The organism is Bacteroides cellulosilyticus, assembly GCF_020091405.1.
In the GTDB taxonomy this organism is placed as follows: Bacteria; Bacteroidota; Bacteroidia; order Bacteroidales; family Bacteroidaceae; genus Bacteroides.
The window spans coordinates 5,245,891-5,261,018 of the sequence record NZ_CP081903.1 but is presented as its reverse complement, the minus strand read 5'-3'; the positions used below and the strand labels follow the sequence as shown (position 1 = coordinate 5,261,018).

General features: G+C 42.1%; 16 protein-coding genes. 12 read left to right on the top strand and 4 right to left on the bottom strand.

Features of this window, described 5'->3' with window-relative positions; all coding sequences use genetic code 11:
• Nucleotides 1-23: 23 nt before the first annotated feature.
• From rpiA to K6V21_RS19905, 3 genes are all read right to left on the bottom strand, one after another.
• The gene (rpiA, locus tag K6V21_RS19915) at nt 24-725 is read right to left on the bottom strand and encodes a ribose 5-phosphate isomerase A (RefSeq protein WP_044267879.1); all 702 of its coding nucleotides are present in this window, start codon (nt 723-725) and stop codon (nt 24-26) included.
• 12 nt (nt 726-737) lie between these two features.
• The gene (locus K6V21_RS19910) at nt 738-908 is read right to left on the bottom strand and encodes a hypothetical protein (protein WP_195538018.1); all 171 of its coding nucleotides are present in this window, start codon (nt 906-908) and stop codon (nt 738-740) included.
• 80 nt (nt 909-988) lie between these two features.
• Nucleotides 989-1,474, bottom strand: a complete 486-nt coding sequence (locus K6V21_RS19905) for a PepSY-like domain-containing protein (RefSeq protein WP_217713937.1) — start codon at nt 1,472-1,474, stop codon at nt 989-991.
• A gap of 169 nt (nt 1,475-1,643) precedes the next feature.
• Here K6V21_RS19905 and K6V21_RS19900 point away from each other — a divergent pair, with 169 nt between their 5' ends.
• Nucleotides 1,644-3,110, top strand: a complete 1,467-nt coding sequence (locus K6V21_RS19900) for a RimK family protein (protein ID WP_224319632.1) — start codon at nt 1,644-1,646, stop codon at nt 3,108-3,110.
• A 5-nt stretch (nt 3,111-3,115) separates the two neighbouring features.
• Nucleotides 3,116-3,592: a ribosomal protein S18-alanine N-acetyltransferase gene (gene rimI, locus K6V21_RS19895; RefSeq protein ID WP_224319631.1), complete on the top strand. Its 477-nt coding sequence runs from the start codon at nt 3,116-3,118 to the stop codon at nt 3,590-3,592.
• Nucleotides 3,593-3,924: 332 nt separating this feature from the next.
• Here rimI and K6V21_RS19890 read toward each other — a convergent pair whose 3' ends face one another.
• Nucleotides 3,925-4,869, bottom strand: coding sequence for a Dyp-type peroxidase (locus K6V21_RS19890; RefSeq protein WP_217713940.1), 945 nt, complete (start codon nt 4,867-4,869; stop codon nt 3,925-3,927).
• Between the two features lie 379 nt (nt 4,870-5,248).
• Here K6V21_RS19890 and atpD point away from each other — a divergent pair, with 379 nt between their 5' ends.
• From atpD to K6V21_RS19840, 10 genes are all read left to right on the top strand, one after another.
• On the top strand, nt 5,249-6,769 hold the full coding sequence (atpD, locus tag K6V21_RS19885; protein WP_149934159.1) for a F0F1 ATP synthase subunit beta: 1,521 nt from the start codon (nt 5,249-5,251) through the stop codon (nt 6,767-6,769).
• Nucleotides 6,770-6,792: 23 nt separating this feature from the next.
• On the top strand, nt 6,793-7,038 hold the full coding sequence (gene atpC, locus K6V21_RS19880) for an ATP synthase F1 subunit epsilon (protein ID WP_007213983.1): 246 nt from the start codon (nt 6,793-6,795) through the stop codon (nt 7,036-7,038).
• Nucleotides 7,039-7,087: 49 nt separating this feature from the next.
• A complete protein-coding gene (locus tag K6V21_RS19875) occupies nt 7,088-7,513 on the top strand; it encodes a hypothetical protein (RefSeq protein WP_007218358.1) in 426 nt (141 codons plus the stop codon).
• Nucleotides 7,497-8,648, top strand: a complete 1,152-nt coding sequence (gene atpB / locus K6V21_RS19870) for a F0F1 ATP synthase subunit A (protein ID WP_044267889.1) — start codon at nt 7,497-7,499, stop codon at nt 8,646-8,648. Before K6V21_RS19875 ends, atpB begins: the two co-directional genes overlap by 17 nt.
• A gap of 27 nt (nt 8,649-8,675) precedes the next feature.
• Entirely contained in the window at nt 8,676-8,933 is a 258-nt protein-coding gene (atpE, locus tag K6V21_RS19865) for an ATP synthase F0 subunit C (RefSeq protein WP_007213986.1), read from the top strand.
• 19 nt (nt 8,934-8,952) lie between these two features.
• Entirely contained in the window at nt 8,953-9,459 is a 507-nt protein-coding gene (atpF, locus tag K6V21_RS19860; protein ID WP_007213987.1) for a F0F1 ATP synthase subunit B, read from the top strand.
• Nucleotides 9,460-9,539: 80 nt separating this feature from the next.
• On the top strand, nt 9,540-10,100 hold the full coding sequence (locus K6V21_RS19855) for a F0F1 ATP synthase subunit delta (RefSeq protein WP_217713941.1): 561 nt from the start codon (nt 9,540-9,542) through the stop codon (nt 10,098-10,100).
• Between the two features lie 27 nt (nt 10,101-10,127).
• Complete coding sequence (atpA, locus tag K6V21_RS19850; protein WP_118402353.1) at nt 10,128-11,711, top strand: F0F1 ATP synthase subunit alpha; 1,584 nt, start codon at nt 10,128-10,130, stop codon at nt 11,709-11,711.
• A gap of 96 nt (nt 11,712-11,807) precedes the next feature.
• Nucleotides 11,808-12,695 (top strand): F0F1 ATP synthase subunit gamma, encoded by an 888-nt coding sequence (locus tag K6V21_RS19845; protein WP_224319630.1) that lies wholly within the window; start codon nt 11,808-11,810, stop codon nt 12,693-12,695.
• A gap of 196 nt (nt 12,696-12,891) precedes the next feature.
• The gene (locus K6V21_RS19840; RefSeq protein WP_224319629.1) at nt 12,892-15,111 is read left to right on the top strand and encodes an HRDC domain-containing protein; all 2,220 of its coding nucleotides are present in this window, start codon (nt 12,892-12,894) and stop codon (nt 15,109-15,111) included.
• Nucleotides 15,112-15,128 lie beyond the last annotated feature (17 nt).

Genomic DNA, 15,128 nt, shown 5'->3' with positions numbered 1-15,128 from the left:
CAGATTGAGTGGCAGCTGCTTTTTTATTTCGCAACTACTATTTCAACATCATATCCGATAAAAAGCCCGCTTTCAATTACTCCGGTAATTGCTTTCAGGTTTTGTTCCAAAGAAGGGTCAACATAACTGAAGCGGGTATCAAAAATAAAGTTACCGTTTTCGGTAAGAACAGGCCCGTCTTTTCCACCGGCAAGACGCAATTTCACGTCAGAAGCTCCTAGCCGTTGCATCTCGCTTTCTACAAAAGTTAATGCACTTGGAAACACTTCTACAGGTATTGGAAAATGACTTCCTAAATGATCTACCAGTTTTGTATCATCAATGATAATGAAGCTCTTACTACTGCTTTTTATCAGAAGTTTTTCTTTGAACATGGCTCCACCACGCCCCTTAATCAGACTTTTCTCCGGATCTACTTCATCAGCACCATCAAAAACCCAGTCTGGACGCTTATTCCAAAGGGTCGTTTGTGGTATACCCAATTGTATGCAGGTCATGGAAATTTCTGCAGAGGCAGGGATAACTTCTATGTGTAGAGATTCTTTGCGAATACGTTCCGCTAATGCGAATAGCGTCAGATAAACGGTAGAACCGGAGCCGGCTCCGATCACATCACCATCCTTCGCCATTGCAGCAATTTCCTGTGCTACGATTTCTTTGCCCTCACGATTAATGATCGCATTCGACCATTGCAAATGATTTATCAGTTGATTATCCCATTTCATTGTCAGAGGTTGCTAATCGTTATTATCTTCTTCGTCGTCAGTCAGGTTGTTCAGTTCTACTTCAAGTTCAACCAACTCTTGTTCCCAAATTTTTCTGATGTTTGCCGGCGTATTTTTGGGAGCTTCCTTAATACGTTTTTGAGCTAATGATACTTCATGCTCCAGCTGTGAACGTCTACTCATAAGTCTTGCTATTTATAGTTATTTTTATAGATAACATTCTGTTTTGCTCAATTGTTCTTATATTTGGTAAGAATTTTGTATTACCCGAATAACTCGGGATAGATTTCTCCATCATCACCGGATACATCAAGGCTCTGTAGTAGTTTACCGTCAGGAGCATAGAAAAGCTGAATTTCTCTGTCAGAGTTATACTCTTCTATATCGATGATTACTACAGTAGGCATTTTGGGGAAGGTAATTATCTTTATATATCTGATCTGTATAGGAGGGGTCTCTGTCTGCATAAATGCTTTAACTACGGGAGCAGGGACATCTTCCAGGCTTTCGACGTTTGTCTCCGTCATTATCCATTGGGCATTGTTTCCGAACCAGGCGTTCATTTCGTGGCTATCTGAAACGAATCCGGCAATGTGGTAATCACTTTTATGCGTCCATTCCACGGTCGTCACTTTAGGATACATCTTTTTGAAAGTTTCCTGTACTTTTTCCGGAGTATTTTCTGCGCATACGGAAGCAGATATCAGCAACAACAAGCCTGCCAATAAACTGAAATTAAACTTTTTCATAATCAAGGTCTGTTTTTAGTTGCTATTAAGAACAACCCTGGGAGGCTTTTGTTTGTTGCATTTTTGAGCAAAAACAGAGTTGCTTTCATTCTCTGAAAATAATTATTGAGTCTGCGATATTTTGTATTGCTTAATTCACTACTTTCGGGCACTTTTTTAAAAAGACGAAATGAACAATGTATTGATCCTTGTAGACAGCTTGGATGATTGGAAACCATATTCCAAAACAAACAGCATTTTAACAGTATCTGACTACCTGAAGTATAAATTACCGGGAAAGGATCGTAAATTAGTAATCAACCTGAGTAATGATTATAGCTATAACTCCGAAGGCTATTATTGCTCGTTATTAGCCCAGACGAGGGGGCATAAAGTTATTCCCGGAGTAGATATAATTAATAAGGTGGAAGCAGGTGCAGGTATCCGTATGGATAGCAGTCTTCAAAAGCTTTGTTATCAATGGATTCAGAAAAATGAAATAACTGATGATCTTTGGTCTCTGAATGTATACTTTGGCACTTGCAAAGAGAAAGGATTGGAGCGTATAGCCCGTTTTATTTTTGAGAATTATCCGGCTCCTTTATTGCGGGTTACATTAAATACGCGACATAAGAATCAGATAGAAAATATTCAGTTTTTACCTTTGAGCTCATTGAATAATGAGGAAGAGGATTATTTCGCTAATGCTCTGGATTTGTTTAACAGAAAAGTGTGGCGCAATCCTCAGGCTTCGAAATCGGCAAGATACAACCTGGCTATACTGTATGATCCGGATGAGAAATTTCCGCCAAGCGATAAAAAGGCACTTCACAAACTACTTGAACTGGCTAAGAAGATGGATATTCATGCCGAATTGCTAACTGAAGAAGATGCCACACGACTGATGGAGTTTGATGCCTTATTTATTCGTACCACTACTTCGTTAAACCATTACACGTTCCGGCTTTCACAATTGGCCACACAAAATGGGTTGGCTGTTATAGATGATCCTCAATCTATTATCCGCTGTACTAATAAGGTTTATCTGAAAGAATTGTTTGAGAAGGAAAAGATTCCGGCACCGCTTTCCATGTTACTATTTAAATCGAATGTCAACTCTTATAAGGAGATTACGGAACAACTTGGTAGTCCTTTTATCCTGAAAATCCCAGATGGTTCTTTCTCTATCGGTATGAAGAAAGTCAATAATGAGATCGAGTTGGATGAAGCGTTGAAAGTATTGTTTGATAAGTCGTCTATACTGCTGGCTCAGGAGTTCACTCCAACAGATTTTGACTGGCGTATCGGCATTCTGAATGGAGAGCCTCTCTATGCGTGTAAGTATTATATGGCTAAGGGACATTGGCAAATCTATTGCCATTATGCTTCCGGACGGAGCCGCTGCGGACTGGTGGAGACTATTCCTATTTATCAAGTGCCACGTAAGGTATTGGATACAGCGCTGCGCACGGCTTCTTTTATTGGGAAAGGCCTGTATGGAGTAGATTTGAAAATGGTAAATGACCGTGCTATTGTTATTGAGATAAATGATAATCCCAGCATTGACCATGGATTAGAAGATGCCATTCTGGGAGACGAACTCTACTATCGATTGCTGAATAACTTTTGGCGTATGTTGGATGTAAAACGTTTCTAATTCGCATGGAAAAGCGATTTATACTTCGTTTGGCTGAAATTGATGATATTCCGTCAATTATGGAGATAGAACAAATTTGTTTTAATAAAGATAGTTTTTCAAAACGTCAGTTTGTTTATCTTATTTCTCAAGCAAAAGGATACTTTTGTGTAGTAGAATATCAGCAAAGGGTGGTGGGCTATTTTAGTGTATTGATAAATCAACGTGCTTGTAGTCTACGTATCTATTCGATAGCTGTTCATCCTGATTTTCATGGCAAGAAAGTGGGGCAATTACTAATAGATCAGACAGTTGTTATTGCCCAAAAACAAGGCTTAAAGAGAATTACTTTGGAGGTGAATGTTTCTAATTCCCCGGCTATTCATTTATATGAAAAAAATGGTTTTAAATGTACTTCCATAAAAGAGAACTATTATCATAACGGGACTTCTGCATATTATATGCAGAGGCCCACTATATATGCAGAGGCCCACTATAGTTGAATAGATATTCTTCTCTGGAAATCCGGTATCAGAAACAGGAATTAAAAAACAAACAGAGAGGCTGATTGCCCCTCTGCTTTACAATATTCTTAATTCCTGTTTAAAAATATAGTGTAATACTCTCTTTTCTTTGTCAAATTGTTAACAAGGTCGATAGAATTATTAAACCTTGTTGTAAAATGCCCTGTAAAGGCTCTGAAATTTGGAGAAATCAAGAAAAGCCGTACCTTTGCAATGTGTTTTTCATAGTATTAGATTTAAGGTTAACAAAAGATTGGCTGTCTGGGATAGATAGCCTTTTTTTATGTTTGCCCCCAGCATGGGGCGAACTGCTAATCTTCTCCAAGTAGATCGTAAGACGGTGCAAAGAACAGGGTCCCGGTAACCGCAGTACTAAAATCAAGCAAGCGGTCGGTGTTGCCTACAGGATTCCCGATAAACATACTTTCCAGCATCTGGCGCGTAGTACTGAATGTACTTGCATATCCAATGAAATAAGTACCGTATTCTCCTTTTGAAGTATTGGCAAATGGCATATTGGCACGTACTATTTTTAAATCATCTCCAATATTTGTTACAGCATTATGTGCATTTGCAGGCTTTTCTTCATCTGACAATTCCACATCATTGAACTTTCTTCGTCCTATCACCTTTTCCTGCTCTTCTACCGGAAGCGCATTCCAGGCATTCATATCGTGAATATACTTCTGTACAAATACGTAACTTCCACCCGCAAAATCCGGATCTTCTTCACCAACTACGGCAAAGTGATAAGGATTCTCGTCTACGGCTGGAGATTCTGTTCCATCTACGAAGCCAATGATTGCTTTACCATCCATATATCTGAAACCGTGAGTTTCATCAATAGCTTCGACAGCCCCCTTCAGTTTTTCATCGATGATAGAAGCAAATTCGTAACATAGCCCCATTTGCCGTGCCCGGATATGAAACAGTATATCACCGGGAGTGGATACAGCTGTATATTTACTTCCCCTTATTTCTTTGAAAGTTTCCAATTCTTTGGGTTTCCCCTTGCCAGGGAAAATACGATCCCATACATTAGCACTGAAACTTATCGTGCTACTGAACTGTGCATCGGGAAAGCGATTACGCATACTACGTATTAACGCTGAGAAATTGGCACATACATCTTTTACTTTGTCAACGGCATCAGGAGATTGATTTAATCCGTAAACGATGAAAATGGCATTTTCACCTTGTCTTTCGGTTACATCCTGTGGGGTGTTTCCTGCGAATGGATTTTGATGTGAATTCATACTTTTTCCTTTCATTAAATTTATACTTCAAAATATAACTTACCAAATGATGTTTTGTTCATACAAAAATAGTGGAATTCCTTCTTAGCATCTGTTGATGAATGTTTAAGCAACGTTAAATGGATGTCGCTTTTTTGTTCTGATTGTAGTAATAATAGTTCAAAAGGGTATAATTTATAGAAAAAACGTTTTCATAGAGTACAACCTGAAAGTTTTTGTGTTTACATTTGCAAAGTTGCTTATGTAACTATTCCGTAAAAATTAAGATTTGAAGCTTTGAACAAAAACTATTCAATAGGTGTTAAGCTCATAGCAGCGGAATGACAAGAACGCGACTTGTAGAGTTTAGAAAAAGAGAAATTATATAAAAAGATTGCTTATGTCACAAATTATCGGACATATCTCTCAGGTCATCGGACCGGTAGTAGACGTCTATTTTGAAGGTACGGATGCCGAACTGATGCTTCCAAGTATCCACGACGCACTGGAGATAAAAAGATCAAACGGAAAAACATTAATCGTAGAAGTGCAGCAACACATTGGCGAAAATACAGTGAGAACTGTAGCAATGGATAGTACGGACGGTTTACAAAGAGGTATGAAAGTGTATCCCACAGGTGGTCCTATTACCATGCCGGTGGGCGACCAGATTAAAGGTCGGTTGATGAATGTAGTGGGTGATTCCATCGATGGTATGAAAGAGTTAGACCGTGCCGGTGCTTATCCCATCCACCGTGATCCTCCTAAGTTTGAAGATTTGACTACCGTACAAGAGGTGCTCTATACAGGTATCAAGGTTATCGACTTGCTGGAACCTTACAGTAAGGGTGGTAAGATCGGTTTGTTCGGTGGTGCTGGTGTAGGTAAAACAGTGCTTATCCAGGAACTCATTAATAACATTGCTAAGAAACAACATGGTTTTTCTGTGTTTGCAGGAGTAGGAGAGCGTACCCGTGAAGGTAACGACTTGCTGCGTGAAATGATTGAATCCGGTGTTATCCGTTATGGTGAAGAGTTCAAGAAAAGTATGGAAGAAGGAAACTGGGATTTATCTAAGGTAGATTACAGTGAAGTGGAGAAATCACAGGTATCTTTGATATTTGGGCAGATGAACGAACCTCCCGGTGCGCGTCAATCAGTGGCATTGTCCGGGCTGACGGTGGCGGAAGCTTTCCGTGATCAGGGTGCTGAAACTGGTGGTTCACGTGATATCCTGTTCTTTATCGATAATATTTTCCGTTTCACACAAGCAGGTTCCGAAGTGTCCGCTTTGTTGGGACGTATGCCTTCGGCTGTAGGTTACCAACCTACGCTGGCTACTGAAATGGGTGCTATGCAGGAGCGTATTACTTCTACCCGAAATGGATCTATCACTTCTGTACAGGCTGTATATGTGCCTGCCGATGACTTGACTGACCCGGCACCTGCTACTACATTTACGCACCTGGATGCCACGACGGTATTGAGCCGTAAAATTACTGAGTTAGGTATTTATCCTGCCGTTGATCCGCTGGAATCTACTTCACGTATCCTCGACCCGCATGTTGTGGGAGAAGAGCATTATGAAGTGGCGCAACGGGTGAAACAAATTCTGCAACGTAACAAGGAATTGCAGGATATTATTTCTATCCTTGGTATGGAAGAACTTTCGGATGCCGACCGTACATTGGTGAATCGTGCACGTCGCGTGCAACGTTTTTTATCTCAGCCTTTTGCCGTTGCCGAACAATTTACAGGTGTACCGGGAACGATGGTGCCCATAGAAGACACTATCAAAGGCTTTAAGATGATTCTGGATGGTGAGGTGGACTATCTACCCGAACCTGCTTTCTTGAATGTCGGTACGATTGAAGAAGCGATAGAGAAAGGTAAGAAATTGCTGGATCAGGTAAATAATTAAAAAATAAAAGAAGGAAAGAGGCTATGAAGAAGTTGTATTTGAACATAGTGTCTCCTGAAAAGGAAATTTATAATGGAGAAGTGGAAAGTGTAACGCTACCTGGCACGATAGGAACGTTTACCATCCTTCCGCAACATGCACCCATTGTGTCTTCTCTTCGTGAAGGTAAGGTGATGTATGTACCGACAGAAGGAGAAGAACAGACTCTTGACATAGAGGGTGGTTTCATTGAGTTAAGTGGTGGAGTGGTTTCTGCCTGCGTAGACTGAAATAGTCTTTTCATCCTTAATTCTTTCATTCTTAATTTTAAATAATACTATGAGTATCAGCTTGACAAAGCGCAATTTTTTATATCAGATCACCCTGTTGACATTAATAGCAGGATGGGTAGGCGCAGGGATTTTACATTATTTATTGCCTGGACATTATTTTGGAGGATACCCTTTCATTCCGGTATATTTCTTCTTGTTCGGGCTTTTTGAGATATCTATGTTTGATGCTTGCCGTAAGCATGCCCCGCAAAAGATGTTGCTGCTTTACATGGCGATGAAGGTGATGAAGATGTTGCTCTCTGTGATACTCTTGGTGGTGTACTGCTTTGCAGTGCGGGAAGAAGCTAAGTTATTCCTGCTGACATTCATCCTTTACTATATAGTCTATCTGATATATGAGACTTGGTTCTTTTTTACTTATGAAGTAGGAAAGAAACAGAAAAAAGAAAAGAAAAATGAAACAAATGCGTAATCTATTGACCGGAATATTCCTGATGCTGGGAATGCTGCTTACTACCTTGCCTGTTGTGGCACAGGGGATTGAAGCGGAACTTGACAGCGTAGCCAAACGGGATGATGTCACTTCTACCGAACAGAAAGAAAACACGGTGGATGTGAAAGAGATCGTCTTCGGGCACATTGGCGATGCTTACGAGTGGCATATTACCACATGGGGAAAAACGCACGTCACTATCCCATTACCTATTATTGTATATAGCTCGCAGACTGGTTGGCACGCTTTCCTCTCTTCACGGTTGGAAGAAAATGGAGGATCTTATGAAGGATTCTTCATTGCTCCGGCAGGTAGCAGGTACGAAGGTAAGTTGGTTGAGCATGATGCAGCCGGAAACGAAATACGTCCTTGGGATATTTCTATCACAAAAGTGACACTGTCACTGTTGATAAACAGTGTATTGCTACTTGTCATTATTCTGGCCGTTGCCCAGTGGTATCGTAAACATCCGCAAGGTAGTGCGGCTCCGGGCGGCTTCATCGGATTTATGGAGATGTTTATCATGATGGTGAACGACGATATCATTAAGAGTTGTGTAGGGCCGAAGTATCGGAAGTTTGCTCCTTACCTGCTGACAGCGTTCTTCTTCATCTTTATAAATAATATCATGGGGTTGATTCCCATTTTCCCGGGTGGAGCTAATGTGACGGGTAATATTGCTATTACGATGGTTCTGGCACTTTTTACATTTGTTGCCGTCAACCTGTTCGGAACGAAAACCTATTGGAAAGATATTTTTTGGCCGGATGTGCCTTGGTGGCTGAAGGTTCCTGTACCGATGATGCCTTTTATTGAATTCTTCGGTATCTTCACCAAACCATTTGCCTTAATGATCCGTCTTTTTGCCAATATGTTGGCTGGACACATGGCAATGTTGGTGTTAACATGTCTGATCTTTATTTCCGCCAGTATGGGACCTGCGCTTAACGGTACGCTTACCGTGGCATCTGTGCTGTTCAATATCTTTATGAATGCATTGGAACTATTGGTGGCATTTATCCAGGCATACGTATTCACTATGTTGTCTGCCGTGTTCATCGGACTGGCTCAGGAAGAGCATAAAGAAGTAAAAGTGAAAGAAAACAACAATTAATAATAAACCATTTAAAAACAAAAGATTATGTTACTATCTGTATTATTGCAAGCTACTGCAGCTGCAGCCGGAATTAGTAAATTAGGTGCAGCAATCGGCGCCGGACTTGCCGTTATTGGCGCAGGTTTGGGTATTGGTAAAATTGGTGGTTCAGCTATGGAGGCTATTGCCCGCCAGCCGGAAGCATCGGGAGACATTCGTATGAACATGATTATCGCTGCTGCATTGATTGAAGGTGTTGCTCTGTTGGCAGTAGTTGTGTGTCTGTTAGTGTTCTTCTTATAATTAAAACGTAGATAAAATTATGTCATTGTTATTACCCGATAGTGGTCTGCTGTTCTGGATGCTTTTGTCGTTCGGTGTGGTGTTTGTGGTGTTGGCGAAGTATGGCTTTCCTGTCATTACTAAGATGGTAGAAGGCCGTAGAACCTACATAGACCAATCGCTGGAAGTGGCAAAAGAAGCTAATGCGCAACTTCAAAGACTAAAAGCTGAGAGCGAAGCATTGGTTGCTGCTGCCAACAAGGAGCAAGGACGCATCCTGCGGGAGGCGATGCACGAGCGTGACAAGATTATCGTCGAAGCACGCAAGCAGGCGGAAGTCGCCGCGCAGAAAGAGCTGGACGATGTGAAGAAGCAGATACAGCAAGAAAAGGAAGAGGCAATACGCGATATCCGTCGCCAGGTTGCCGTGCTTTCTGTGGATATTGCGGAGAAAGTAATCCGTAAGAATCTGGATGAAGAGCACGAACAAATGGAGATGATAGACAGGATGCTGGACGAGGTGCTGGCAGCCTCAAGAAGCAATTAAAGAATGAAAGGATTAAAGAATGAATGTCGCATATACTGTTTTTTCATTCTTTAATTCCTTAATTATTAATTTTCGAAGAAATGGATATAGGAATTGTTTCGATGCGATATGCCAAAGCGTTGATAGAATACGCAAAAGGTACGGGGGCTGAAGACCGCGTATACCATGAATTGCGTATGCTGGAACGAAGCTTCCGTAAGCATCCTGATTTACGGGAAGCGTTGGATAACCCCATTTTGAGGACTAAGGAGAAGTTTGCTCTGATTTGCACTGCTGCCGTAGGCAATGGAGAAGTGAGCCGGGAATTTTCCCGCTTCATAACACTTGTGTTGAGAAACCGCCGGGAGTACTATTTGCAGTACATCTGCCTGACTTATCTTGATCTATACAGGAAATTGAAGCATATCGGCGTAGGAAAGCTGATTACGTCTGTACCTGTGAGCCGGGAAGTTTGGGAGCGCATTCGAGATAGCGCTTCTACTTTGCTACATGCACAGATGGAGTTACAAACTGAAGTTGATCCTTCGATTGAAGGGGGCTTTATATTTGATATCAACGATTTCCGGCTGGATGCCAGCATCGCCACGCAACTAAAGAGAGTGAAACAACAGTTCATTGATAAGAACAGAAGAATTGTATAAGCACTAACTATTAATCACTAAAGAAACATGTCTGAAAATATAAAAGTAAGCGAAGTCTCCGATATTCTCCGTCACCAGTTAGAGGGAATTGATACCCGCGTGCAGTTGGATGAAATCGGTACGGTGCTGCAAGTCAGTGACGGTGTGGCACGTATCTACGGACTGCGCAATGCTGAAGCAAACGAACTGTTGGAGTTTGACAACGGTATCAAGGCGATTGTGATGAATCTGGAAGAGGACAACGTAGGAGCTGTTTTGCTGGGTCCTACAGATAAAATCAAAGAAGGCTACGTCGTGAAGCGTACCAAGCGAATTGCTTCCATTATGGTGGGAGAGGGTATGCTGGGACGTGTTATCGATCCCTTGGGAGCACCACTGGATGGTAAGGGACTCATTGGTGGAGAGCTGTGCGAAATGCCTTTGGAACGTAAAGCGCCGGGCGTTATTTTTCGTCAGCCTGTGAACCAGCCGTTACAGACTGGACTAAAAGCTGTGGATGCCATGATACCTATCGGTCGTGGACAGCGTGAGCTAATTATTGGTGACCGTCAGACGGGAAAGACAGCTATTGCCATCGATACGATCATCAACCAGCGTGCCAATTATGAGGCAGGCGATCCTGTATATTGCATCTATGTAGCCATTGGTCAGAAAGGTTCCACAGTAGCTACTATTGTGAACACCTTGCGTGAGAATGGTGCAATGGATTATACGATTGTGGTCGCCGCTACGGCAGGTGATCCCGCAGCGTTGCAGTATTATGCTCCGTTTGCAGGTGCCGCCATTGGTGAATACTTCCGCGATACCGGTCGTCATGCACTGGTGGTTTATGATGACCTTTCCAAGCAGGCGGTAGCTTATCGTGAAGTATCATTGATTTTGCGTCGTCCTTCAGGTCGTGAAGCTTATCCGGGTGATATCTTCTATCTGCATTCTCGTTTGCTGGAACGTGCAGCACGTATCATCAACCAGGAAGAAGTGGCACGTGAAATGAATGACTTGCCTGAAAGTTTGAAAGGCAAAGTAAAAGGTGGCGGTTCGCTGACTGCACTGCCTATTATCGAGACACAGGCAGGAGACGTATCTGCATACATCCCAACGAATGTGATTTCTATCACTGACGGACAGATATTCCTTGATACAGACTTGTTTAACCAAGGTAACCGCCCGGCCATCAATGTGGGTATCTCTGTGAGTCGTGTGGGTGGTAATGCTCAGATTAAGGCGATGAAGAAAGTGGCTGGTACATTGAAGATAGACCAGGCACAGTATCGCGAGCTGGAAGCATTTACGAAGTTCAGCGGCGATATGGACCCTGTTACTGCATTGACCATTGATAAGGGACAAAAGAATACCCGTTTATTGGTTCAGCCGCAATACAGTCCGATGCCGGTAGAAAAGCAGATTGCCATTCTGTATTGTGGTACACATGGCTTACTGCGTAATGTTCCGTTGGATAAAGTAACAGATTTCGAAAGGAGTTTCCTTGAAGCGCTTGAAATGAATCACCGCACTGATGTGCTCGATGTACTGAAGAGTGGTGTCATTGACGATGATGTCTGCAAGAAGATAGAGGAAACAGCAGATCTGATGTCGAAACAATATTTATAAATAGGTATTAATTTTTAGGTGTTAAGTATTATACGGCACTGATTTGTGCATTCCTAACACTTAATACCTGATACTTAATACTTAATACTTAAGTAGATGGGTTCTTTAAAAGAAGTAAAAAACAGAATAAACTCCGTCAAGAGTACGCGTCAGATAACATCGGCTATGAAGATGGTGGCATCCGCTAAGTTGCATAAGGCACAGACGCGGATTGAGAATATGCTGCCTTATCAACAGAAGTTGAATGAAATTCTGACTAACTTCTTGTCTACAGATGCTACATTTGAGTCGCCTTATACCGAAGTGCGTTCCGTAACGCGGATAGCGGTCGTGGTTTTCTCATCCAACAGTTCGCTGTGCGGAGCTTTCAATGCGAATGTGGTAAAAAAGCTCGGAGAAACGCTGGAAGAATATAAATCACTTGGTAAAGAGAACGTTCTGATATATCCTGTAGGAAAGAAAGTAGAGCAGGCTGTGAAAAAGCTGGGCTATACATCGCAGGGAAGTTATCAAGAGATGGCGGATAAACCATCATATGTACAAGCGTATGAACTTGCCGCGTTGTTGATGCAAGAGTTTATGGAAAAACAAATCGACCGTGTGGAGCTGATTTATCATCATTTCAAATCAATGGGTTCGCAGATATTGATGCGTGAAGAATATCTTCCTATCGATTTGAGCAAGGTGGCAGCAACTGCTGCAACAGAAGGATCGGGGAAACGTGGTTTCCAGAATGATTATATTGTAGAGCCATCTGTCGGACAGCTGATTGCTGATTTATTACCGAAGGTATTGAGTCAGAAACTATTTACTGTGCTTCAGGATTCTAATGCTTCTGAACATGCTGCGCGTACACTTGCCATGCAGACTGCAACAGATAATGCGAATGAATTGATACAGGACTTGACGAAGCAATATAACAAGAGCAGACAACAGGCAATCACAAACGAATTGCTGGATATTATAGCAGGAAGTATGAAATAAGCAAGTGACGAGTTACGAGCTACAAGCTACGAGTGGCTACGCTATGTTCCGAAAGGTACTTGTAGCCCGTAGCTCGTAGCTTGTAACTTTTGTAGCTTGTCACTTTTTTCCTTTTTTTGCAAAAAGATGTGCCAATGGAGGCTTTAGCTCTTTTATTTGTGCTACCTTTACGCCTCCAACCAACATTGATGAAATAATGGAACAGAATCCTGAATTGGCATTAGCGTGGCAATTTATAGAAAATACAGGCACACATCTCTTTTTGACCGGTAAAGCAGGGACCGGAAAAACTACATTCCTGCGGCGGTTGAAGTCCGAAAGTCCAAAGCGTATGGTTGTTCTTGCCCCAACAGGTATTGCAGCTATCAATGCAGGTGGCGTAACCATCCACTCTTTCTTTCAGTTACCTTTTGCCCCTTACGTACCTGATACCTCATTCAGTGCGGATGGCAAAGCACAATATCGTTTCCGTTTCGGAAAAGATAAACTCAACATCATGCGTAGTATAGACTTGCTGGTGATTGATGAAATCAGTATGGTACGTGCTGATCTTCTAGATGCGATAGACGACGTGCTGAGACGTTTTCGTGATCGCAGTAAACCCTTCGGTGGTGTGCAATTGCTGATGATCGGAGATTTGCAGCAGCTTGCCCCAGTGATAAAAGATGAAGAGTGGCAGATGCTGAACAGTTACTATGATACTCCTTATTTCTTTTCCAGTCGTGCACTGAGACAGTCTGAATATTGTACGCTTGAACTGAAAACGGTGTATCGTCAGAGTGATACTCACTTTCTGGATATGCTGAACCGTATTCGGGAGAACCGTTGTGATAAAACTTTGCTGGATGAATTGAACCGTAGGTACATTCCGAATTTCAACCCTTCGAAAGAGGAAGGATATATCCAGCTGACTACCCATAACTATCAGGCGCAACGTATCAATGAACATGAACTGGCACAATTACCCGGTCGTTCCTTCACCTTTCGTGCCCAGATAGATGGAAAGTTTCCTGAATATTCTTATCCCACAGATGAAGTGCTTGAACTGAAACGTGGTGCCCAAGTCATGTTTGTGAAGAATGATTCATCCGGTGAGCACCGTTATTACAATGGTATGATCGGTGAAGTGGTGAATGTCTCAGCTTTGGGTATAGAAGTACGTAGTAAAGGAAGTGAGGATGCTTTTATGCTGCAAGAAGAAGAATGGACGAATGCAAAATACGTGTTGGATGAAGAGACTAAGGAAATCACCGAAGATATAGAAGGAGTCTTCAAACAATTCCCTCTGAAGCTGGCATGGGCTATTACTATCCATAAAAGTCAGGGACTGACATTTGAACGTGCAATAATCGATGCCAGTGCTTCTTTTGCACACGGACAGACTTATGTGGCATTAAGCCGTTGTAAAACATTGGAAGGTTTGGTATTGAGCGCTCCACTGTCGGCAAGAGCGGTCATCAGTGACAGTGCTGTAGATACTTTTACGGAAGATGCGCGTAGAAACGAACCTGATGAAACGCGTTACAGGAGATTGCAACAAGCATACTTTCTGGAATTGCTATCGGGATTGTTTGATTTCTTACCGTTAGAGTTGGCATTGAAGCGCTTTGTGAGATTGGTGGATGAACACTTGTATAAACTCTATCCCAAACTATTGACTGAATATAAATCAGAAACGGAACGTTTTCACGAGAAGGTTATGAAAGTTGCCCAAAAGTTTAGCCTTCAATACACACGCCTGGTTGATGGTGCCGAAGATTATGCAACGGATAAAAGCTTGCAGGAACGTATTCATTTGGGAGCGGAATATTTTAAAGAACAGTTAGAACCTTTGGATGCTATCAGGAGTAGTACCATTGTGGAAACAGATAATAAAGAACTAAAAAAACAGTTGAAGACTGCCAGTGAGGAATTGGATGATCTACTTCTGTTAAAAGTTGACTTATTGGAATTTGTTATCAGTAAGGGCTTTCATGTAGGAGAGTACCTGAAACAAAAGGCGGTACTTTCCATTGACGATACGACATCGACTAAAGGCAAAGAGGAGAAGCGTTCCGGTAATTCTACCGAAAGAAGAAAACGAAAAGGCGGAACCGAGGAAAGTGGAAATACCCCTGCACGGAAAAAAACAGCAGCAGTGGAAGTTCCTTCGGATATCCTGCATCCCGAATTATACAGGCGTCTGGTAGCATGGCGTAATGCAGAAGCGTCTCAATTAGGATTACCGGTATATACCGTAATCCAACAGAAAGCTATTTTAGGTATCACCAATTTATTACCGGAAGATAAATCCGCTCTTCTCCGGATCCCTTATTTTGGCAAAAAAGGAGTGGAAAAGTATGGGGATGAGTTGCTGGAGATGGTGCGGGTGTATAAGAAGGAGAGTGGAATTGCAGAAACGCTGTTTAGTGATTAGTGGCACTCACCACTAAT

What these genes read in the sequence shown, in the direction of transcription:
- rpiA (WP_044267879.1), bottom strand. Translation starts at nt 725, where the DNA reads ATGAAATGGGATAATCAACTGATAAATCATTTGCAATGGTCGAATGCG.
- K6V21_RS19910 (WP_195538018.1), bottom strand. Translation starts at nt 908, where the DNA reads ATGAGTAGACGTTCACAGCTGGAGCATGAAGTATCATTAGCTCAAAAA.
- K6V21_RS19905 (WP_217713937.1), bottom strand. Translation starts at nt 1,474, where the DNA reads ATGAAAAAGTTTAATTTCAGTTTATTGGCAGGCTTGTTGTTGCTGATA.
- K6V21_RS19900 (WP_224319632.1), top strand. Translation starts at nt 1,644, where the DNA reads ATGAACAATGTATTGATCCTTGTAGACAGCTTGGATGATTGGAAACCA.
- rimI (WP_224319631.1), top strand. Translation starts at nt 3,116, where the DNA reads ATGGAAAAGCGATTTATACTTCGTTTGGCTGAAATTGATGATATTCCG.
- K6V21_RS19890 (WP_217713940.1), bottom strand. Translation starts at nt 4,869, where the DNA reads ATGAATTCACATCAAAATCCATTCGCAGGAAACACCCCACAGGATGTA.
- atpD (WP_149934159.1), top strand. Translation starts at nt 5,249, where the DNA reads ATGTCACAAATTATCGGACATATCTCTCAGGTCATCGGACCGGTAGTA.
- atpC (WP_007213983.1), top strand. Translation starts at nt 6,793, where the DNA reads ATGAAGAAGTTGTATTTGAACATAGTGTCTCCTGAAAAGGAAATTTAT.
- K6V21_RS19875 (WP_007218358.1), top strand. Translation starts at nt 7,088, where the DNA reads ATGAGTATCAGCTTGACAAAGCGCAATTTTTTATATCAGATCACCCTG.
- atpB (WP_044267889.1), top strand. Translation starts at nt 7,497, where the DNA reads ATGAAACAAATGCGTAATCTATTGACCGGAATATTCCTGATGCTGGGA.
- atpE (WP_007213986.1), top strand. Translation starts at nt 8,676, where the DNA reads ATGTTACTATCTGTATTATTGCAAGCTACTGCAGCTGCAGCCGGAATT.
- atpF (WP_007213987.1), top strand. Translation starts at nt 8,953, where the DNA reads ATGTCATTGTTATTACCCGATAGTGGTCTGCTGTTCTGGATGCTTTTG.
- K6V21_RS19855 (WP_217713941.1), top strand. Translation starts at nt 9,540, where the DNA reads ATGGATATAGGAATTGTTTCGATGCGATATGCCAAAGCGTTGATAGAA.
- atpA (WP_118402353.1), top strand. Translation starts at nt 10,128, where the DNA reads ATGTCTGAAAATATAAAAGTAAGCGAAGTCTCCGATATTCTCCGTCAC.
- K6V21_RS19845 (WP_224319630.1), top strand. Translation starts at nt 11,808, where the DNA reads ATGGGTTCTTTAAAAGAAGTAAAAAACAGAATAAACTCCGTCAAGAGT.
- K6V21_RS19840 (WP_224319629.1), top strand. Translation starts at nt 12,892, where the DNA reads ATGGAACAGAATCCTGAATTGGCATTAGCGTGGCAATTTATAGAAAAT.